Origin of the sequence: Streptomyces sp. NPDC017056 (assembly GCF_044332485.1) — a bacterium.
Classification (GTDB): Bacteria; Actinomycetota; Actinomycetes; order Streptomycetales; family Streptomycetaceae; genus Streptomyces.
The window spans coordinates 156,440-174,757 of the sequence record NZ_JBIRPD010000003.1 but is presented as its reverse complement, the minus strand read 5'-3'; the positions used below and the strand labels follow the sequence as shown (position 1 = coordinate 174,757).

Annotated in this window: 21 protein-coding genes and 1 pseudogene; 12 read left to right on the top strand and 10 right to left on the bottom strand. The window is 72.4% G+C overall.

Annotation, left to right across the window (positions count from 1 at the left end; translation table 11 throughout):
- Nucleotides 1-87: 87 nt before the first annotated feature.
- The 4 genes from ACH4OW_RS06470 (at nt 88) to ACH4OW_RS06455 (ending at nt 3,266) form a co-directional block, all read left to right on the top strand.
- Nucleotides 88-759, top strand: coding sequence for an ABC transporter permease (locus ACH4OW_RS06470; RefSeq protein ID WP_398025440.1), 672 nt, complete (start codon nt 88-90; stop codon nt 757-759).
- Entirely contained in the window at nt 756-1,430 is a 675-nt protein-coding gene (locus ACH4OW_RS06465) for an ABC transporter permease subunit (RefSeq protein ID WP_360136931.1), read from the top strand. The genes ACH4OW_RS06470 and ACH4OW_RS06465 overlap by 4 nt, the downstream gene beginning before the upstream one ends.
- Nucleotides 1,427-2,425, top strand: coding sequence for an ABC transporter substrate-binding protein (locus ACH4OW_RS06460; RefSeq protein WP_398025438.1), 999 nt, complete (start codon nt 1,427-1,429; stop codon nt 2,423-2,425). The genes ACH4OW_RS06465 and ACH4OW_RS06460 overlap by 4 nt, the downstream gene beginning before the upstream one ends.
- 202 nt (nt 2,426-2,627) lie before the next feature.
- Nucleotides 2,628-3,266, top strand: coding sequence for a hypothetical protein (locus tag ACH4OW_RS06455; protein ID WP_398025436.1), 639 nt, complete (start codon nt 2,628-2,630; stop codon nt 3,264-3,266).
- Between the two features lie 72 nt (nt 3,267-3,338).
- On the opposite strand, the gene ACH4OW_RS06450 is transcribed toward ACH4OW_RS06455, so the two are convergent.
- Together ACH4OW_RS06450 and ligD are read right to left on the bottom strand one after the other, a co-directional pair.
- On the bottom strand, nt 3,339-4,496 hold the full coding sequence (locus ACH4OW_RS06450; protein WP_360136937.1) for a betaine/proline/choline family ABC transporter ATP-binding protein: 1,158 nt from the start codon (nt 4,494-4,496) through the stop codon (nt 3,339-3,341).
- Between the two features lie 71 nt (nt 4,497-4,567).
- Nucleotides 4,568-5,503, bottom strand: a complete 936-nt coding sequence (gene ligD / locus ACH4OW_RS06445) for a non-homologous end-joining DNA ligase (RefSeq protein WP_398025434.1) — start codon at nt 5,501-5,503, stop codon at nt 4,568-4,570.
- A 271-nt stretch (nt 5,504-5,774) separates the two neighbouring features.
- Between ligD and ACH4OW_RS06440 the strand changes: the two genes are divergently transcribed.
- Entirely contained in the window at nt 5,775-6,716 is a 942-nt protein-coding gene (locus tag ACH4OW_RS06440; RefSeq protein WP_360136943.1) for an NADP-dependent oxidoreductase, read from the top strand.
- Between the two features lie 44 nt (nt 6,717-6,760).
- Here ACH4OW_RS06440 and ACH4OW_RS06435 read toward each other — a convergent pair whose 3' ends face one another.
- Nucleotides 6,761-7,870 carry a cation diffusion facilitator family transporter gene (locus ACH4OW_RS06435; protein ID WP_398025432.1) on the bottom strand — a complete coding sequence of 370 codons (1,110 nt, stop codon included), beginning with the start codon at nt 7,868-7,870 and terminating at the stop codon, nt 6,761-6,763.
- A 192-nt stretch (nt 7,871-8,062) separates the two neighbouring features.
- Nucleotides 8,063-8,296 carry a hypothetical protein gene (locus ACH4OW_RS06430; protein ID WP_398025430.1) on the bottom strand — a complete coding sequence of 78 codons (234 nt, stop codon included), beginning with the start codon at nt 8,294-8,296 and terminating at the stop codon, nt 8,063-8,065.
- 296 nt (nt 8,297-8,592) lie between these two features.
- On the opposite strand from ACH4OW_RS06430, the gene cbiE reads away from it, so the two are divergent.
- The 3 genes from cbiE to ACH4OW_RS06415 all read left to right on the top strand — a co-directional run bounded on the left by cbiE (nt 8,593) and on the right by ACH4OW_RS06415 (nt 11,406).
- A complete protein-coding gene (gene cbiE, locus ACH4OW_RS06425; RefSeq protein WP_398025428.1) occupies nt 8,593-9,906 on the top strand; it encodes a precorrin-6y C5,15-methyltransferase (decarboxylating) subunit CbiE in 1,314 nt (437 codons plus the stop codon).
- Complete coding sequence (gene cobM, locus ACH4OW_RS06420; protein ID WP_398025425.1) at nt 9,903-10,673, top strand: precorrin-4 C(11)-methyltransferase; 771 nt, start codon at nt 9,903-9,905, stop codon at nt 10,671-10,673. The genes cbiE and cobM overlap by 4 nt, the downstream gene beginning before the upstream one ends.
- 148 nt (nt 10,674-10,821) lie before the next feature.
- Nucleotides 10,822-11,406 (top strand): isochorismatase family protein, encoded by a 585-nt coding sequence (locus tag ACH4OW_RS06415; protein WP_398025423.1) that lies wholly within the window; start codon nt 10,822-10,824, stop codon nt 11,404-11,406.
- Between the two features lie 3 nt (nt 11,407-11,409).
- On the opposite strand, the gene ACH4OW_RS06410 is transcribed toward ACH4OW_RS06415, so the two are convergent.
- The gene (locus tag ACH4OW_RS06410) at nt 11,410-12,567 is read right to left on the bottom strand and encodes a cobalt-precorrin-5B (C(1))-methyltransferase (RefSeq protein ID WP_360136961.1); all 1,158 of its coding nucleotides are present in this window, start codon (nt 12,565-12,567) and stop codon (nt 11,410-11,412) included.
- Nucleotides 12,568-12,584: 17 nt separating this feature from the next.
- Here ACH4OW_RS06410 and ACH4OW_RS06405 point away from each other — a divergent pair, with 17 nt between their 5' ends.
- Nucleotides 12,585-13,379: a cobalt-precorrin-6A reductase gene (locus tag ACH4OW_RS06405; protein ID WP_398025421.1), complete on the top strand. Its 795-nt coding sequence runs from the start codon at nt 12,585-12,587 to the stop codon at nt 13,377-13,379.
- On the opposite strand, the gene ACH4OW_RS06400 is transcribed toward ACH4OW_RS06405, so the two are convergent.
- Entirely contained in the window at nt 13,325-14,197 is an 873-nt protein-coding gene (locus ACH4OW_RS06400; protein WP_398025986.1) for a GyrI-like domain-containing protein, read from the bottom strand. The two genes, ACH4OW_RS06405 and ACH4OW_RS06400, sit on opposite strands and share 55 nt — an antisense overlap.
- Before the next feature lie 256 nt (nt 14,198-14,453).
- On the opposite strand from ACH4OW_RS06400, the pseudogene ACH4OW_RS06395 reads away from it, so the two are divergent.
- Nucleotides 14,454-14,609 (top strand): annotated as a pseudogene (locus ACH4OW_RS06395) (precorrin-6A/cobalt-precorrin-6A reductase); the annotation flags it as partial.
- Here ACH4OW_RS06395 and ACH4OW_RS06390 read toward each other — a convergent pair.
- The 3 genes from ACH4OW_RS06390 to ACH4OW_RS06380 all read right to left on the bottom strand — a co-directional run bounded on the left by ACH4OW_RS06390 (nt 14,579) and on the right by ACH4OW_RS06380 (nt 16,681).
- A complete protein-coding gene (locus ACH4OW_RS06390; RefSeq protein WP_398025418.1) occupies nt 14,579-15,223 on the bottom strand; it encodes a TetR/AcrR family transcriptional regulator in 645 nt (214 codons plus the stop codon). The pseudogene ACH4OW_RS06395 and the gene ACH4OW_RS06390 overlap by 31 nt on opposite strands.
- 45 nt (nt 15,224-15,268) lie before the next feature.
- On the bottom strand, nt 15,269-16,216 hold the full coding sequence (locus ACH4OW_RS06385; RefSeq protein ID WP_398025416.1) for a zinc-binding alcohol dehydrogenase family protein: 948 nt from the start codon (nt 16,214-16,216) through the stop codon (nt 15,269-15,271).
- A 237-nt stretch (nt 16,217-16,453) separates the two neighbouring features.
- Entirely contained in the window at nt 16,454-16,681 is a 228-nt protein-coding gene (locus ACH4OW_RS06380; protein WP_398025414.1) for a hypothetical protein, read from the bottom strand.
- Nucleotides 16,682-16,810: 129 nt separating this feature from the next.
- Between ACH4OW_RS06380 and ACH4OW_RS06375 the strand changes: the two genes are divergently transcribed.
- Nucleotides 16,811-17,635, top strand: coding sequence for a helix-turn-helix domain-containing protein (locus ACH4OW_RS06375; protein ID WP_398025412.1), 825 nt, complete (start codon nt 16,811-16,813; stop codon nt 17,633-17,635).
- Complete coding sequence (locus ACH4OW_RS06370) at nt 17,632-17,886, top strand: DUF397 domain-containing protein (protein ID WP_398025410.1); 255 nt, start codon at nt 17,632-17,634, stop codon at nt 17,884-17,886. The genes ACH4OW_RS06375 and ACH4OW_RS06370 overlap by 4 nt, the downstream gene beginning before the upstream one ends.
- Here the strand turns inward: ACH4OW_RS06370 and ACH4OW_RS06365 are convergent.
- Nucleotides 17,823-18,302 (bottom strand): hypothetical protein, encoded by a 480-nt coding sequence (locus tag ACH4OW_RS06365; protein WP_398025407.1) that lies wholly within the window; start codon nt 18,300-18,302, stop codon nt 17,823-17,825. The two genes, ACH4OW_RS06370 and ACH4OW_RS06365, sit on opposite strands and share 64 nt — an antisense overlap.
- Between the last annotated feature and the right edge of the window lie 16 nt (nt 18,303-18,318).

The window sequence follows — 18,318 nt, the reverse complement described above, 5'->3', positions numbered from 1 at the left end:
GCGTACGAGGGCATCCAGGGGCGGCCCCCTCACCCGTCCGGCCCGCCCGGCAGGACACCCCGCCCCGCGCCGGGGTGGACTCGTACCGTGACCGCGCCTCCGGACGACTGCCTGGCCCGCAACGACTGGATCTGCGGCGACTACCTGGCCACCCGCCGCCACATCCTCCTCGAAGCGGTCCTCCAGCACCTGCACCTCACCGTGGTCTCCGTGCTGCTCGGCCTGGTGATCGCGCTGCCGCTGGCGCTGGCCGCGCGCCGGTGGCGCTGGGCGGCGGGTCCGGTCCTCGGCCTCACCACCGTGCTCTACACGGTGCCGTCGCTGGCGATGTTCTCGCTGCTGCTGCCGCTGTACGGGCTGTCCGCGACCCTCGTCGTCGTGGGCCTGGCGCTGTACTCCCTCACGCTCCTTGTGCGGAACATCCTGGCGGGGCTGGAGGGCGTACCGGAGGAGGCGAGGGAGGCGGCCCGCGGCATGGGATACGGGCCGCTGCGGCAGCTGCTGGCAGTCGAACTGCCGCTGGCGCTGCCCGCCGCGATGGCCGGGCTGCGTATCGCGACCGTCTCCGCCGTCGCGCTTACGACGGTCGGCGCGATCGTCGGCCACGGCGGTCTGGGCAACCTGATCTACGCCGGGATGAACTCGTTCTTCAAGGCGCAGGTGCTGACCGCTTCCGTGCTGTGTGTCGTCATCGCTGTCGTCTTCGACGTGCTGCTGCTGGGGCTGGAGCGGCTGCTCACTCCTTGGCGGCACGCATGAAGACCCTCGCGAACGTCTGGACCTGGCTCGCCACGGGCGCGAACTGGGCGGGTGAGAACGGCGTCTGGCACCGCCTGGCCGAACACCTGCTGCTGACCCTCGGCTGCCTGCTCGCCAGCTGCCTGATCGCGCTGCCCGTCGCCGTCACCCTCGGGCACCTCGGCCGCGGCGGGGCCCTGGCGGTCAACCTGGCCAACGTCGGCCGCGCCGTGCCCACCTTCGCGGTGCTGGTGCTGCTCCTGCTCACGCCGCTGGGGCGGCACGGCGACTGGCCGACGTTCATCGCGCTGGTGCTGTTCGCGATCCCGCCGCTGCTGACCAACGCCTACGTGGGGATGCGCGCGGTGGACCGGGACGTGGTGCAGGCCGCCCGCGGGATGGGGATGTCCGGCGGGCAGCTGGTGTGGCGGGTGGAGGTGCCGTTGGCGTTCCCGCTGGTGCTGACGGGCGTACGGATCGCCGCGGTGCAGCTGGTCGCGACTGCGACGCTGGCCGCGCTGGTCGGCGGTGGCGGGCTCGGCCGGATCATCACCGCGGGGTTCAACCTGGCCAGCACGCCGCAGGTGGTCGCGGGCGCGGTGATCGTGGCGGCGTTCGCGCTGCTGATGGAGGCGGTCTTCGAGGGAGTGCGGCGGCTGGGCCCGTCCTGGGTGCGGGGGCGGGCGCGATGAGGGGACGGCGGGGCGTACGGATGTGCGCGGGGGCGGGTGCGATGGGGCCGTGGTGGGGCGTACGGGTGTGCGCGGCGGCGCTGCTGGTGTCGTCGTCCGCCGCCGGCTGTGCCACCGGCCCCTCCCTGGAGAACCGCGGCCAGGTCACCGCGCCGCCCGGCGACAGCCGCCACCTGTCGATCGGCTCGGCGGGCTTCACCGAGAGCGAGCTGCTGGCCCGGATGTACGCGGCGCTGCTCGGCAAGGCCGGCTACGGGACCGACATCCTCACCGTCGGCAACCGGGAGCTGTACGAACCGTCCCTGGAGAGCGGCCAGATCGACGTCGTCCCCGAGTACGCCGCGACCTTCGCCGACTGGCTGAACGCCAAGACCAAGGGCGCCGACGCCGACCCCGTCGCCTCCCCTGACCTCGGCACGACGATGAAGGTGCTGCGCAACCTCGCCGGGCCCCGGGGCCTGACCGTGCTGCCGCCGGGCCGGGCCGTCGACCAGAACGCCTTCGCCGTCACCGCTGCCTACGCGAAGCAGCACCGCTTGAAGACGCTCAGCGACCTGGGGCGGTCCAAACTGCCGGTGCGGCTGGCGGCGGGCGACGAATGCGTGCAGCGGCCGTTCTGCGCGCCGGGCCTGAGACGGACGTACGGCATCGACGTCACGGCCGTCGACCCGAAGGGGGTGGGCACCACGCCCGCCAAGCAGGCCGTGCAGAACGGGCAGGACCAGATGGTGCTGACGACCAGCACCGATGCGACGGTGGAGCAGTTCGGGCTGGTCTTCCTCGCCGACGACAAGAAGCTCCAGAACGCGGATTACGTCGTCCCGGTGGTCAACCGGGCCCGCGCGGGCAGCGCGCGCGTCGCCGCCGCGCTGGGCAAGCTCAACTCCGTGCTGACCACGGAGGACCTGGCGCGGCTGAACCAGCGGGTGGACAGCTGGCGGCGGCTGCCCGAGGACGTGGCGTCGGACTACTTGAGGTCGAAGGGCCTGCTGTAGTCCCCACAAAGGCCGCCGCATCCAGCGGGCACGGGCACACCCGGCAGGCTGCTACGCGGTACGGCCTGCGGACGCGGGACGACCTGCGGACGCGGTACGGCCTGCGGACGCGGGACGACCTGCGGACGTCCGGGTCCGAAACGGCCCAAGTTCTTTGCTCTCATGGCATTGTGGGAAATACAGGGGATGTGAGGGGGCGCTGGTGAGCAAGCGAAGTGTGCGGAAGATGCTGGGGCGGATGGCGAGCGGGGAGCCCGTTCACGTCACCAGCGCCATGGCGTCGATGCGCAAGCTCGCCCGACTCGGCGCGCTGGCTCAGCAGTTCGGGTACGACTACGCCCACGTGGGGCAGGGTGCCGGGCCGCGCGGTGACGGGTACGTGATGACGCTCGTGCCCGACCCCCGCCCGGAGGCCCGCGAGCGGGCCGCCCGTAACCGGGCTCGGTATCCCGGGGCCGCTGACGGCGGCGCGTTGCCGCCCGTCGCGCCCGAGGAGGTCCGGCTCTTCAAGGCGCGCATCGCCTACGACCTGTCCTCCAGGCTGACCGAGAAGCAGATGTTGTGGTTTGCGGGCGTCGCGTTCACGTTGCTGGCCGGGGCCTTCGCCTTCCGGTTCCGTGCGCACCCCACCGCTCTCGTCGGGGCCGCCGTCGGCTGGGCCGTGTTGATGGCCCTCCTGCCCGTCGGGATCGTCGTCAACCGGCGCTACAAGGAAAGGAACGCCGCCATGCTCCGGGCGGCCGGATTCACGGCGGTGACCGACGACCAGGGAACGCTCCGGTACGTGCCGCCGGGAGGGCAGCTGCCCTGGCGGGCGAGGGTCCTCCCCCGGCAGCACTAGCCACTGTTCCGGGGTGCCGTCAGGCCCGTATCCGGCCAGGCCGTCCGCGTACGGGCCTTCCGGACCGGGGTCTCAATCCGTGGGCACCGAGTCGACCTCCGCCTCCTCGCGCGGCACGCCCTGTTCGTCCGACCCGATCGCGCGCCGCAGTGCCTCGTGCAGCGTGACCGGGGTCAGCACGCCGAGGAAGCGGGGGCCGTCCACGACCGCGACCCAGCCCGCGTCGTACTTGAGCATCTCGCTGAACGCGTCCTTGAGGGAGCCGCCGACCGGGACCCACGCCTCCATCCGGCGCGCGTGCGCCGAAACGTTTCCCGGCGCGCCTGCGGACTCCTCCGTGCCCACCCAGCCGTGCAGCCCGCCCTCGTCGTCCAGGACGACGGCCCAGCGGGCGCCTTCCGCGTGCAGCCGGGCCGCGGCCTCGGCGGCGGGCTCGCCGAGGCGGGCGAAGGGCGGGTGCTCCAGGTCGCCCGGTTCGATGCCGGTGACCGACAGCTGTTTCAGGGCCCGGTCGGTGCCGACGAACTCGGCGACGTACGGGGAGGCGGGCGCGCCCAGCACGCCGGCCGGGGTGTCGTACTGCTCGATCCGGCCCTGCCCGTAGACCGCGATGCGGTCGCCGAGCCGGACCGCTTCCTCGATGTCGTGGGTGACCAGCAGCACCGTCTTGTGCAGGGACGCCTGGAGCCGCAGGAACTCCTTCTGGAGCCGGTCGCGGACGACGGGGTCCACGGCGCCGAACGGCTCGTCCATCAGCAGGACGGGCGGATCGGCGGCCAGCGCGCGGGCCACGCCGACGCGCTGCCGCTCGCCGCCGGAGAGCTGGTCCGGGTAGCGCGGCCCGTGGACGGCGGGGTCCAGGCCCACCAGCTCCAGGAGTTCCGCGGCCCGCGCGCGGGCCTTCGGCTTCTTCCAGCCGGTCAGGTAGGGGACGGTGGCGGTGTTGTCGAGGACCGTGCGGTGTGGGAAGAGGCCGGTCTGCTGGATGACGTAGCCGATGCGGCGGCGCAGGCGTACGGGGTCGGCCTGCGCGATGTCGCGGCCCTCGACGAAGATGCGGCCGCCGGTCGGGTCGGTGAGCCGGTTGACCATCTTCATGGTGGTCGTCTTGCCGCAGCCGGACGGCCCGACCAGCGTCACCAGCTCGCCTTCGGCGACCTCGAAGGAGAGGCCGTCGACGGCGGTGGTGCCGTCCGGGTAGCGCTTGGAGACGGACTCGAACCGGATCATTGGTCCATTGAAGCCCGCGCCCCGGAGCCGGTCGCCTTATGCGCGCAAACGGGCCTGCCCCCCGAAACTCCCTAGTCGGCCAGCTCCTCCAGCCGCTCCCGTGCCGCCCGCACCGAGCGCCCGCGCCAGGACAGGCCCGACCAGGGGTCGGCCTCGGCGAGCCGGTCGGGGATGGTGGACACCGTCCACCGCTGTGCCGTCAGTTCGGGGTCGTCCAGTTCGTCGCGGGTGATGGGGGTGGCCACCGGCGCGCCCGGCTTGGCCCGTACGGAATAGGGCGCCACCGCGGTCTGCGCGTACGCGTTGCGCTGCACGTCCAGGTAGACGCGGCCGCCGCGCGCGGCCTTGCGCTGCTCGGTGGTGAGCCGGTCGGGGTGGCGGGCGGCGAGGCGTTCGGCGGCCAGGTGGGCGAAGTCGCGCACCGTGTCGAAGTCGGCTCCGGCGTCCAGCGGCGCGATGACGTGCAGGCCGCGCGACCCGGTGGTCATCAGGCGGGCGGACAGCTTCAGTTCGTCCCACAGGTCGCAGACGCGGTGGGCGGTCCACCGTACGTCCTCGAAGTCCGCGCCCTCGGCCGGGTCGAGGTCGAAGATCAGCAGGTCGGGGTGGTCGGGGCGGTGTTCGCGGGAGAGCCAGCGGTGGACGGTGACGCTGGCCTGGTCCGCGAGGTAGACGAGGGTCGCCGCGTCGTCACAGACGACGTGGGTGACCTTGCCGCCCTCCTTGGCCTGTACGGAACGCCGTACCCAGTCGGGGAAGTGGTCGGGCGCGTTCTTCTGCATCAGGGGTTTGCCGCCGATGCCGTCGGGGTGCCGTTCCATCATCAGCGGCCGGTCGCGCAGGTGCGGGACCGCGCGCCGGGCGACCGCCTTGTAGTGCTCGGCCAGGTCGCCCTTGGTGATCCCGTCGTCCGGGAAGAGGACCTTGCCGGGACGGCTGATGCCGACCGTGCGCCGCCCCGCCTTGATGGTGCGTGTGTCGTCCGCGCCGCCGCTTTTGCCGCTCATGACGAGGACGGGTAACCGGCCGGGCCGCGCGGCAAACGCGGCCGGTGGCGGCACCTCTTCGGCGGGGGGCCGTACGAGTTGCTTCCGGGGCACCGCCCCTCGTCCTGCCGCGCACCGCACCGCACCCGTGCTTACGATCCTGGGGGCCGTCGTCAACGTGGCGCCAGTTCACCCCGAAAGCGGGCCGTGGCGGGCGCCGCATTGACGGCAGTGTCCCTTGCCCTGCCATCGGTCGGGAGGGTGGGCCGCACGGGTGGAAGGGAGCGCGACGATGAAGGCCGTAGCAGTCACCGCATTCGGCGAACAACCCCAGCTCATGGACGTGCCGGAGCCGGAGCCCGGACCCGGCGAGGTCCTGGTGCGGATGTCCGCGGCCGGGCTCAACCCGGTCGACTGGAAGATCGCCGACGGCTTGTTCAAGGACGCGGTGCCACACTCCTTCCCGCTCGTCCTGGGGTCGGACGGCGCCGGCGAGGTGGTCGGCGTCGGCGCGGGCGTGCGCCGCTTCCAGGTGGGTGACGCGGTGTTCGGCCAGTTCCAGCGGCCGGAGCGGGGCGGCGGCTCGTACGCGGAGTTCGCGACGGCCGAGGAGAAGTCGCTGGCCGGCGCCGCGCGCAGCGTCACGTACGCGACGTCCGCCGCCGTACCCACGGCCGGGACGACGGCGTACAACCTCATGGAGGAGACCCGCGTCGGCGAGGGCAGGCGGGTGCTGATCATCGGCGGGACCGGGGGCGTCGGCACGTTCGCGACCCAGCTGGCGGCCGGCCGGGGCGCCGAGGTCATCGTCACCGCGCGGCCGGCCCTGGCGGACCTGATGCGCACCCTGGGCGCCGCCGAGACGGTGGACCACGCGGTGGGGCCGGTGGCCGACCAGGTGCTCGCCGCCCACCCGGACGGCGTGGACGTGCTGCTGGACCTGGTCGGCGGGCCGGCCGCGTTCGGCGAGGCGACCCGGACCGTACGGGACGGCGGCACGGCCGTCTCCACCGTCGGGTCGGCCGACGCCGACGTCCTGACCGAGCACAACCTGCGCGGCTTCAACTTCCAGAACCGGCCCTCGCCGCAGCTGCTGGAGATCCTCGCCGGGCAGCTCGACGCGGGGCGGCTGACCGTGCCCATCGGGAGCGAGATCGCCCTGGAGGACATCCCGGAGGCGCTGGAGCTGAGCCGTACGGGACACGCGCAGGGCAAGACGGTCGCCACCTTCTAGTGCCGCCACCTTCTAGTGCCGCCACCTTCCGGTGCCGCCGCCTTTCAGTGGTCGTGCGGTCCCGGCCGGTGCACGGGCCCGTGGGTGTCCTCGCAGTGCGGGGACGCGAGGGCGGCGGCGTCCGGGCCCGCCGCTATGTGCAGGACCTCGCCGGGCGCCGCCTGTTCGCCCACGTGGTCGACCTGGAGGGTGGCGTGGGTGATGCCGTATTTCAGGCTCAGCAGTTCGTGCAGGCTGCGGCGTACGGCGTGGCAGTCGCCGCCCGGCGCTACCAGGATGTGCGCGGACAGCGCGGGTTCGCCGGAGGTGATCTCCCAGATGTGCAGGTCGTGGACCTCGACGACCTGGTCCGCCTCGACGAGGTGGTCGCCCAGCGCGTCCGGGTCCACCCCGCTCGGCGCGGCCTCCATGAAGATCCGCCCGGACTCGCGGACCAGCCCGGTGCCAGCGCGCAGCATCAGGACGACCACGACGAGCGAGGCGATGGCGTCGGCTCGCGCGAAGCCGGTGGTCAGCACGACCGCACCGGCGACGGCGGTGGCGATGAAGCCGAACAGGTCGGTCAGGATGTGCTGGTAGGCGCCCTCGACGTTCAGGCTGCTGCGGTTGGCCTTGGAGATGCACCAGGCGGCGGCGATGTTGACGACCACCCCGGCGAGCGCGGTGACCAGGACCAGGCCGCCGGTGACCTCGGGCGGCGAGACGAGGCGGGCAATGGCCTCGTACCCGAGCCAGACCGACAGCACCAGCAGCGTGATGCCGTTGGCCTGCGCGGACAGGATCTCGGCGCGCTTGAGGCCGTACGTGTAGCCGCCGCGCGCCGGCCGGGCGGCCAGCCGCATCGCGACCAGCGCCAGCACGATGGAGGCGGCGTCGGTGAGCATGTGGGCGGCGTCGGAGATCAGCGCCAGTGAGCGCGCCAGGAAGCCGATCACCACTTCCACCGCCATGAACACGGTGATCAGCGTGAGCGCGGCCCGCAGCCAGCGGCGGTCGGCGTCCGGTGAGAGAGCGTGCGAGTGGGAGTGGGAGTGCCCGTGTCCCGGCCCGTGTCCGTGTTCGTGTCCGGGCTCGTGCGAGTGGGCGGGCGCCGGTCCGTGGGCGTCGGGCGGGTGCCCGGAGGCGGCGTCGGCGGTGTGGGCGTGCTCGGTCATGGGCGCGCTCCTTCCTGGGGCGTCCTCAAGGACGTGCGCCAGGAAGCAAACCGCACTTCGCCCCGAGATCCAAAGGCTGCACCGGTGACCGTTGTCATTACCGCCGGACGGCGCATTGTTGCTGGTCAAAGCGGTGAGTGCGGTACGCCGTGCGGACGGCCCGGCCGACGCGCGGGCCGCCCCGCGGCGCGTTCACCGGTCTCGGGGCGTGCGGCGCAGGGCCGTGGCGAGCCGCCGGGCGACCTCGGGGGCGCAGCGCCCCAGTTCGACGAGCGGGCGGGGTGCGTCGGAGGCCAGTGAAGGCCCGTCCAGCCCCAGGGACGGCAGGGTGATGCCCACTCCGGCCAGCGCGTCCCGTAGTTCGTCCCGTGCGGCCTCCGCGTCGGTGATCGTCCCGTCCGCCGTCGCGCGTTCCACTGTGTCCATGATCGCAGCGCCTTCCCTTGGTGCCCGTGCCGTGCTTCCACCGAAGAGCTTCGCTCGGTGAATCCACGATTACTAGGAGTAGCCAATTATGCGCCCGTGAAACGAATTCGGAAGCGGTTCTGCGGGCGCCGTGCGAACCGGTGCCGAGAGCCCGCCGGTGAGGCCGCAGGACACGGCCTCTTACCCTTGAAACGCGCCGGCCGGGTGTCCGCGCCCGGTTGACTTTCCCGTCCGCCGGTCCTGTCCTACCGCCCCGCACGACCACCGACCCACCCGAAGCCCCGAGGTAACCGGCAGTGAGCACCGCCCCGCCCGCAGCGTCCGCGCCGCTTCCCCCTGCCCGCGTCACCGTCGTCGGCATCGGCGCCGACGGCTGGGACGGGCTGCCGGACGCCGCCCGGGAGGCGCTGCGCGGCGCGGAGACGGTGGTCGGCGGCGCCCGGCAGCTCGCCCTGCTGCCCGCCGCGTGCGCCGGTGAACGGGTCCCGTGGCCGACGCCGCTGCGGCCCGCCGTGCCGGGGCTGCTCGCCGCGCACGCCGGGCGCGAGGTGTGCGTACTGGCCAGCGGCGACCCGATGTTCTACGGGATCGGGCGGACGCTCACCGAGGTGCTGGCCGAGGCCGGTGCACCGCCGCCGCGCGTGCTGCCGCATCCGTCCTCTGTCTCGTACGCGTGTGCCCGGCTCGGCTGGCCGGTCGAGGAGACGGAGGTCGTCACCCTGGTCGGCCGCCCCCTGGCGGGTCTGGCGGGCGCCCTGCACGACGGCCGCCGCCTGCTTGTCCTGTCCGCGGGGGCCGAGACTCCCGCCGAGGTCGCCGCGCTGCTGCGCGAGCGCGGCTTCGGGCCGACCCGTATGCGCGTACTGGAGCAGCTCGGCGGCCCGGACGAGCGGCAGGCCGAGGGCACGGCGGAGGACTGGCCGCCGTCCGCCTCCGACCGCATCGACCCGCTCAACGTCATCGCCCTGGACTGCGTCCGCGCCCCGGACGCCCTCCGCCTCGCCGCCGCCCCCGGCCTGCCCGACGCCGCGTACGAGCACGACGGCCAGCTGACCAAGCGTCACGTACGGGCCGCCACCCTCGCCGCCCTCGCCCCCGCCCCCGGCGAACTGCTGTGGGACATCGGCGGCGGCTCCGGTTCCATCGGCATCGAGTGGATGCGTACGCACCGCACCTGCCGCGCCGTCGCCGTCGAGCGGGACGCCGTACGGGCCGGGCGCATCACCCGTAACGCGGACGCCCTCGGCGTACCGGCGCTGCGCGTGGTCACCGGGCCCGCTCCCGAAGCGCTCGCCGGACTTCCGGCGCCCGACGCGGTGTTCATCGGCGGCGGGCTGACCGCGCCCGGCCTCCTGGAGGCGTGCTGGGCGGCGCTGCCGCCGGGCGGCCGGCTGGTCGCCAACACCGTCACGCTGGAGTCCGAGGCGCTGCTCGCCGGCTGGTACCGGCGCCACGGCGGCGAACTCGTCCGGCTCGCCGTCGCGCACGCCGTACCGGTGGGCGGCTTCACCGGCTGGCGGCAGGCCATGCCGGTCACCCAGTGGTCGGTCACGAAGCCCTTGTCCCCTGCCGCCCCTGCCGCCCCCTCTGCCCCTGGAGACGCACAGTGACCGTCCACTTCATCGGCGCCGGACCGGGCGCCGCCGACCTGATCACGCTGCGCGGCGCCCGGCTGCTGGCCCGCTGCGAGGTGTGCCTGTACGCGGGCAGCCTGGTGCCGCGCGAGCTGCTCGCCGAGTGCCCGCCAGGCGCCCGCCTGGTCGACACCGCGAACCTGGACCTCGACCAGATCACCGCCGAACTGGTCCGCGCCCACGAAGCGGGCCTCGACGTGGCCCGGCTGCACTCCGGCGACCCGTCCGTCTTCAGCGCCGTCGCGGAGCAGATGCGCCGCCTGGACGCGGCGGGCGTGCCGTACGAGGTCGTCCCCGGTGTACCGGCGTTCGCCGCCGCGGCCGCCGCCCTCAAGCGCGAACTGACCGTCCCCACCGTCGGCCAGACCGTGATCCTCACCCGCATCGCCCAGCAGGCCACCGCGATGCCCGAGGGCGAGGACCTGGCGACGCTGGGCCGCAGCCGCGCGCTCCTGGTCCTGCACCTCGCGGCCCGCTACGTGGACCGGGTCGTCGGCGAACTCCTGCCGCACTACGGCGCCGACTGCCCCGCCGCGGTCGTCGCGATGGCCTCGCGCCCCGACGAACTGGTGCTGCGCGGCACGCTGTCCGACATCGCGGACCAGGTGAAGGCGGCGGGCGTGGTCCGTACGGCGGTCATCATGGTCGGCCGCACGCTGGGCGCCTCGCAGTTCCGCGACAGCCACCTGTACTCGACGGAGCGGGAGCGGGGGTGCGCGGCGGAATCCGGCGGGGCCGGATAGCGGGGCCGGACAGCGGGACCGCATAACGGGACCGGATAACGGGTTGATCGGGAGCGGCGGGTGCAGCAGGATCGGCCGAATGAGCGAGCGTGTGCGGCCTGTTGGGAGCGACAGCGTGGGGCCCGTGGGGAGTGACAGCGTGGTGCCCGTGGGGAGTGAGAGCGGCGTGCGGCCGGCCGAGGCCCTGATCGTCGTCGACGCCCAGTCGGCCTTCTTCGGGGGCGAGGAGGCGGTACCGCACGCGGCGGCCGTCCAGGAGCGCATCGAGGACCTGCTCGACCGCGCCAGGGCCGCCGAAGCCCTGATCGTCCACCTCCAGAACGACGGCGCGCCCGGCATGTCGGACGAGACGGGCACCAAGGGCTGGGAGCTGCACCTTCCGGTCGTCCCCGGCCCCCGCGAGGTCGTGATCCGCAAGACGGAGGACGACGGCTTCCACGAAACCCCGCTGGGCGGCCTGCTCGCCGGGTCCGGCGTACGGTCCCTCGTCGTCTGCGGCGTGATGTCCGAGATGTGCGTCCTGGCGACGGCCCGTGCCGCCCTGGAGCGGGAGTACCGCGTCGTCCTGCCCCACGACGCGCACGGCACGTACGACATCCCGCCCGCGCCCGGCGAGACCGAGGGCGTCCCGGCGGCGATGGCCTCGCGCGTGGCGGAATGGGCGCTGGGCGACGAGGTGGAGGTCATCGCGTACGCGAAGGACGTCCCCTTCGGGGCGCCGCCCGCCGCCTGACGGCTACGGTCCGCGCGGGGCGGCCCGCCCCACCACGTTCCCCGCCCGGTCGATGCAGATCACGTCCACCGCGACCGGCGCCCCGCGCAGGACCGCCAGGGCCTCGTCGCGGGCCGTCGCGGCGACCAGGTCACCGAGCGGTACGCCGCGCGCCGCGCACAGCTGGAGCGCGGCCAGCCCGGTGTTCGCTTCCGCGACCTCGGCCGCCAGTGCCTCGTCCGCGCCGCCCTGCCGGGCCAGGTCCGCCAGGAACCCCTTGTCCACCTGAGACCGCGCCGAATGCAGGTCCAGGTGGCCCGCCGCCAGCTTGGACAGCTTCGCGAAGCCGCCGCAGACGGTCAGCCGGGGCACGGGATGCCGTCGTACGTACTTGAGCACCGCGCCCGCGAAGTCCCCCATGTCCAGCAGCGCGTCCTCGGGCAGGTCGTGCTCGGCGACCACGACCTTCTCCGAGGTCGAGCCGGTGCACCCGGCCACGTGCGTACGCCCGGCCGCGCGCGCCACGTCCACGCCCCGCCGGATCGAGTCGATCCACGCCGAGCACGAATACGGCACCACGATCCCGGTCGTCCCCAGGATCGACAGCCCGCCCAGAATGCCCAGCCGCGGATTCCACGTACTGCGCGCGATCTCCTCGCCGTGATCGACCGACAGCTCGATCTCGACGTCGCCGCCGTCCCCGTACCGCGCCGCGACCCCGGCGACATGCTCCCGCATCATCTGCCGCGGCACCGGATTGACGGCCGGCTCGCCCACGTCCAACGGCAGCCCGGGACGAGTGACCGTACCGACCCCAGGCCCGGCCTTGAACACCACCCCGCTGCCCGCCGGAAGCCGCCGCACCGTCGCCCGGATCAGCGCCCCGTGCGTCACGTCGGGGTCGTCCCCCGCGTCCTTCACGACGGCCGCCATGGCCCTGGCGCGGTCCTCGCCCAGCTCCTCGGCCGCCAGCGCGAACGCGGGCGTCTGCCCCTTCGGCAGCGTGATCGTCACCGGGTCGGGGAAGTCCCCGGTCAGCAGCGCGGTGTACGCGGCCGTGGCCGCCGCGGTCGCGCAGGCGCCGGTCGTCCAGCCGTGCCGCAGCCCGGTGTGCGCGAGCTGCGCCGTACGCCCGCCCGCTGCGCCTCCCGTACCGTTCCCCTGCGAACCCGCCTCAGCCACGGAGAAGCCCACCCGTCATGACCGCTCCCACCGATCCCGTACGCCCTCGCCCGCACGTCCTGATCCTCGGCGGCACGACCGAGGCCCGCCGGCTGGCCGCCGACCTGGCGGACCGGCTGCCCGCGCTGCGCGTCACCACGTCCCTCGCCGGGCGCGTGGCCGCGCCCCGGCTCCCGGCCGGAGAAATCCGCATCGGTGGATTCGGAGGCCCGGACGGCCTCGCACACTGGCTGCGCGAGCACGCGGTGGACGCGCTCATCGACGCCACCCATCCCTTCGCCGGCACGATCAGTTTCAACGCGGCGCAGGCCGCCGCCACGGCCCATGTTCCCCTGCTCGCCCTCCGCAGGCCCGGTTGGGTCCCCGGCCAGGGCGACGACTGGCACCCGGTCGCCTCCCTCGCCGAGGCCGCCGCCGCCCTCCCCGCCCTCGGCCACCGCGTCTTCCTCACCACCGGCCGCATGGGTCTCGCCACCTTCGCCCACCCCACCGACCTCTGGTTCCTGGTCCGCTCCGTGGACGCCCCCGAGCCGCCTTTCCCACCGCACATGGAGGTTCTCCTCGACCGCGGTCCCTTCACCCTCGAAGGCGAACGCGACCTCCTCCGCCGCCACCGCATCGACGTCCTCGTGACGAAGGACAGCGGCGCGGCGGCCACCGCCCCGAAACTCACGGCGGCACGCGAGGCGGGGGTGCCGGTCGTGGTCGTACAGAGGCCGGACGCCCCGCCCGGCGTGCCGGTCGTCGGGACTCCGGATCAGGCGGTCACCTGGCTCCGCTCCACCGGAATCCACAGCTCCGCGTCCGCCTGAGCGCCATCCGCCGACAGCCGCGTCCGCAGGATCTCCGGCCCCGGCCGGCTCTGGTACGGGTTGGACGGGAACCACTGCGTGAACACGTCCCGCCACATGTACTGGAGCGTCTGCGGAAACGGCCCGGAGTTCTCGAAGACGGCCCACGCCCCGGCAGGGACGGCGAGCGCGTCCAGCCCCTCGGGAGCCTCCGCGCCGGTCACCACACCGTGGTAGTAATCGAGCTCCGTCCCCTCCGCCCGGCTCGGGTCGAGATCGTCACTCACCCCGACGATCCCCTCCGGCACCTGATCGGACAGAGCCTCCATCCGCCGCAGCGTCTCTTCGCCCATCCCCCGTACGAATTCGACGATGGCCGGATTGCCCCCCACATGCACCAGCGGCACACGCACCTTCTTGCCGACCACCCGGAACGCGTCCTTCTCCACCACCTTGTACCGCATGCTGCCGCTCCCTTCGACAATCAGGCGAAAGGACATCCGGGGCTGGGACTGCAAACTCGCACCGGTCCGCCGCGCCTCGCCCGGCCCGACCCCGTGCATGGCACGGAACGCCCGCGCGAACGCCTCGCCCGAGGTGTAGCCGTACCGCACCGCGACATCCAGCAACGTCCGCTCCCCGGCGAGCACCTCGGCACCCGCGACCGTCAGCCGCCTGCGCCGGATGTACTCCGACAGCGGCAGCCCCGCGAGCGCGGAGAACAACCGCCGGAAGTGGTACTCCGTCGTCAGCGCGACACGCGCCAGCTCGCCCACGTCGATCCGCCCGCCAAGGCATTCCTCAATGCGGTCCATGGCCAAATTAAGCCGCTCCAGCACCCCGGCCTCCTTCCCTTCCACCCACCACGCTAGAAAGAAACCACCTTGCCGGACCCGACAACTTGTGCACGGGTGGGTCGGGTGGCCGGGGACAGCGAGCGCACAGATTCACTGCATGGCGAGGAGATGGTCGTCCAGTTCCGCCACGAATCGTTCGCCGTGCCAGTGCGGCCCAGCTTGCCGCCGGGTTGGCTGAGTTTGAGGTGTCCTTTCAGGGACGACCAGGTGCCGTGGAAGTCTGCGGCGCCGTAGCGCGACAAAGGTCAGCGGCGCGGCGGCCACCGCCCCGAAACTCACGGCGGCACGCGAGGCGGGGGTGCCGGTCGTGGTCGTACAGAGGCCGGGCGCCCCGCCCGGCGTGCCGGTCGTCGGGGCTCCGGATCAGGCGGTCGGCTGGCTGCCGGTGCTTTGAGCGGGTAGCGCGCGGTGCTGTTCGCAGCCGTGCCCTTCGCTGGTTCCGCCACCTGTCCCTGTCCCGGAGAGCAGGGCGCACACGACATCCTCCGGGAATTCCGGCCCGAGGCCGGAGTGGCCGAAGAGCGCCCGGAACACGATGGGAGCGGCGAACAGGTCCAGCACGAGATCGACATCGAGGCCGGTCCGGAGATCACCGCGTGCCTGCCCCTTCCGCAGGGACGCGACGCACGCCTCCCGGCGAGGTGCCCAGAACTCGGTGAGGAAGCGTTCCCGCAGCTGCGGGTCGTCCGCGAGATCGGCCACCAGCGCGGGGAGTACAAGGCCGAAGGTCGGATCGTCCATCGCGACCCGGAGCGCTTCGAGATGCCCGACGAGGTCGCAGTGGGTGCATCCGGTGTCGATCTCTACGACACCGACCCTGCCCTGGGCCATGGCCTCGACGACCAAGTGTTTCTGGCTCTCCCAGCGCCGCCGGATGGCGGGTTTGGTGGTTCCCGCCCGCTGCGCGATGGCTTCCATGGTCAGGCCCGGGTAGCCGACTTCCCGTAGGAGTTCGGTCACCGCGGCCAGCACGGCGTGGTCGATCCGCTCGTCCCGCCTGCGCGCCATCGAACACTCCCGGGAACCGCACGCCGATCCTGTTGCCCGGCAACCTTACCGGGGAAGCAGCACGACCTTGCCGAACGCCTTCCCGCCCGCCACCCGCCGGAGTGCGTCGCCGGCCTCGGCGAGCGGGAATTCCTGATCGACCACAGCCGAGACACGGCCTTCGTCCAGAAGCGCCATCACCCTCTCCCAGGAAAGCCGGAGGTCCTCCGGAGCCACCGAATTGAGGCTGAACGCGTACAGCGACGGCGATTTGTGGAAATTACTCAGCAGCGGCGCGAGGGATGCGGCGTCGGGAAATCCGCCGGCGGCGCCGCAGAGCACATAGCGCCCGTTGGGCCGCAGGAGTTCGAGATGTTTCCCCAGCTCAGGCCCGGCGACCGTGTCCACGACAATGTCGTAAGTCGCATCGGGAAGCGTGGACGCCCCGGTCCGGTCGATGATGTGCGAGGCCCCCAGGGCCCGCAGGCGTTCACCGCGGGGCGCGGACGAGGTGACGGCGGTGACCTCGGCTCCCCGGGCGCGCGCGAACTGCGTGGCGAGCATCCCGATCCCGCCTCCGGCGCCACGGACGAGTACCCGCTCCCCGGCAGCCGCCCCCACCCGCCAGAGCGCGAGTTCGGCAACCAGCGCGTTGGCGCCAATCGCGACCACATCAGCGGCTCGCGCGCCCGGCGGGACCGGGAAGACCAGCTCGGCGTCGGCCACGGCTGTCTCGGCAAAACCCCCGAAGCCCGGTAGCAGAGCCAGCACCCGCTGTCCCACCAGTCCTTCGGACACATCCGGCCCGACCGCCGTCACCTGGCCGACGGCCTCCACCCCCGGCACCGCCCCCGCACCGGGAAATGCCGCGTATTCGCCCCGCAGCGCCATCACGTCCACATACCCGACACCGGCGGCTTCGACGTCGACGCGTACCTGGCCGGGGGCGGGAGACGGCTCCGGCGCGTCGGTTGTGGCGGTGTCTCCGGCAGCCCCGGCGATCACTGCTTTCACGGTGCGGCTCCTTCACGTCGACGAGCGACATCATAACGTTCCGACTCGGATCGGAACGTTATGATGGCCCGAGCTGGGCGTCAACCTCTCGGTCCGCGCTTCACCGCGGCCATGCCGTGCTCCAGCGGTTGGCTTCTCTGACGCGCGCCACCAGTGCCTCGCGGCGTTCGGCGTCGTCCGGGGGCGGGGGCGGGGGCGGGGGCGGCTTCGGGGGCGGGGGGTGTGGCGGCTCGTCGGTCATGGGGAGCACGTCCGGAGTACGTCGGCGAGGCGGCGGGCCACCTCGGGGGTGCAGCGGCCGAGCGTGACGAGCGGGCGGGCGGCGTCGCCGGTGAGGGAGGCGGCGTCCAGGCTCAGGGTGGGGAGCTTGATGCCGACGGCGGTGAGTGCGGTACGGAGTTCGTCGCGCGCTTCCTCGGCGTTTTTGATCGTATTTGTGGTTCGGGCGTGCTCGGTCGTAGCCATGTGTTTCTGCCTTTGAGCGGTCGACGGAATCCGCAAACACCTTGCGTGCACTCATCGTTACGCTCCGGATGGAAGTGCGGTAGCGGGTCGCCGTTGCCCTCCGGGCACGACAACGAGGAGCTGAGCGCTGTGGTGGATGAACCTGGCCTCGACGAAGAGGAGTCGGCCCGCGAAGTACTTGCCCGCGAGCTGCGCCGCCTGCGCGAGGTATCCGGTAAGACGCTGAGCCAACTGGCTGACGAAGCCAACTACGACCGTACGTACCTGAACCGGCTGGAAAACGGGGAGCGCCTGTCGAGGCGGGACGTCATGGTGGCGCTGGACCACATCTACGGCACCGGGAAACTCCTGGTCGGACTCTGGTCACTGGCACGCCGCGGCGCCTTCCTCGACCGCTTCAAGCGGTTCATGCAGTACGAGGCGAGGGCCGTCGTCATGCACAAGTACATGATGGCCATTCCCGGGTTGCTCCAGACCGAGGACTATGCCCGCGCTGTACTGTCGGCGGCTCCGACACCGATCAGCGCGAACCTGCTGGAAGACCGGGTGGCTGCCCGGCTCGGCAGGCAGGAGCTGTTGAAGCGGACCCCGCCGCCGAGTGTGCGCATCATTCTCGATGAAGCCGTGCTCCGGCGTCCCCTGCCTGATGCCAAAGCCTGGTACGGCCAGCTCAGCCACATCTTGGAGATGGCCAGAACACCGAATGTCGCTATTCAGGTGCTGCCTTTCAGCGCAGGCACACATGATCTGATGGGTGGCTCGCTGACCCTGCTGTGGATGGCCGACGGGAGTGCCGTTGCCTACCTCGAAGGCAATAAGTCGGGAGATTTGATCGAGGACATGGCCGAGGTGAACCAACACCGCGTGTCCTACGATCGGTTGAGGGACATGTCCCTCTCGCTGACTGACTCGGTCGCGTTTATCCAACAGGTGATGGAGGCCAGTACCCCATGAACACCCGTCGTGACCTGCATGCCGTCGCGTGGCGGAAGAGCAGCTACAGCAACGGTGGCGACGCGACCTGCGTCGAGGTCGCCGATGGCTTCCCCGGTGTCCTTCCCGTACGCGACAGCAAGGACCCGGGCGGCCCGGTGCTCATATTCACGCATGAGGCTTGGGGCGCCTTCATAGGCGGGCTGACTCAGTCTCCCTCGCGCTTGAGCGCGAAGACGTGGCAGGTCTTCGGGTCTCCGACGCGCGCGTAGAGCACAGGTTGATTCTTTTCCTCGCCTACCTGGAGGGTGTGGATGGTGCTGCGCTCCAACGCGGCGTCCAGGCGGTCGAAGGTGAGGGTGAGGGTGGTGCGGTCCGGGGAGACGGTCCAGCCGCCGTTGCCGATGAAGCCTGAGGAGGGGCGGGCGTCGGAGGACGGAATGGTGGTCGTGTCCTTCGGCCAGTCGTGGACCATGAAGGTGCGGCCCAGTTTGCCGCCCTGGTCCTTGAGGGTGATGGCGCCTTCGCCGGACCAGTCGCCGAGGAAGTCGGCAGCGTCATAGCGCGACGAGGGTGCCGGGCCGCAGCGTTCGTCCTTTGTGGCGCAGCCGGTGAGGGTGGACGCGAGCAGGAGTGCCGTGGTGGCGGTGGCGGCGGCTGTGGCTGTGGCGCGTAAGCGTGCGGTCATGTGAATTGTCCCCGCT

What these genes read in the sequence shown, in the direction of transcription:
- ACH4OW_RS06405 (WP_398025421.1), top strand. Translation starts at nt 12,585, where the DNA reads ATGACCGCTCCCACCGATCCCGTACGCCCTCGCCCGCACGTCCTGATC.
- ligD (WP_398025434.1), bottom strand. Translation starts at nt 5,503, where the DNA reads ATGAGCGGCAAAAGCGGCGGCGCGGACGACACACGCACCATCAAGGCG.
- ACH4OW_RS06435 (WP_398025432.1), bottom strand. Translation starts at nt 7,870, where the DNA reads ATGACCGAGCACGCCCACACCGCCGACGCCGCCTCCGGGCACCCGCCC.
- ACH4OW_RS06370 (WP_398025410.1), top strand. Translation starts at nt 17,632, where the DNA reads ATGAACACCCGTCGTGACCTGCATGCCGTCGCGTGGCGGAAGAGCAGC.
- ACH4OW_RS06450 (WP_360136937.1), bottom strand. Translation starts at nt 4,496, where the DNA reads ATGATCCGGTTCGAGTCCGTCTCCAAGCGCTACCCGGACGGCACCACC.
- ACH4OW_RS06390 (WP_398025418.1), bottom strand. Translation starts at nt 15,223, where the DNA reads ATGGCGCGCAGGCGGGACGAGCGGATCGACCACGCCGTGCTGGCCGCG.
- ACH4OW_RS06380 (WP_398025414.1), bottom strand. Translation starts at nt 16,681, where the DNA reads ATGGCTACGACCGAGCACGCCCGAACCACAAATACGATCAAAAACGCC.
- ACH4OW_RS06465 (WP_360136931.1), top strand. Translation starts at nt 756, where the DNA reads ATGAAGACCCTCGCGAACGTCTGGACCTGGCTCGCCACGGGCGCGAAC.
- ACH4OW_RS06365 (WP_398025407.1), bottom strand. Translation starts at nt 18,302, where the DNA reads ATGACCGCACGCTTACGCGCCACAGCCACAGCCGCCGCCACCGCCACC.
- ACH4OW_RS06430 (WP_398025430.1), bottom strand. Translation starts at nt 8,296, where the DNA reads ATGGACACAGTGGAACGCGCGACGGCGGACGGGACGATCACCGACGCG.
- ACH4OW_RS06460 (WP_398025438.1), top strand. Translation starts at nt 1,427, where the DNA reads ATGAGGGGACGGCGGGGCGTACGGATGTGCGCGGGGGCGGGTGCGATG.
- ACH4OW_RS06440 (WP_360136943.1), top strand. Translation starts at nt 5,775, where the DNA reads ATGAAGGCCGTAGCAGTCACCGCATTCGGCGAACAACCCCAGCTCATG.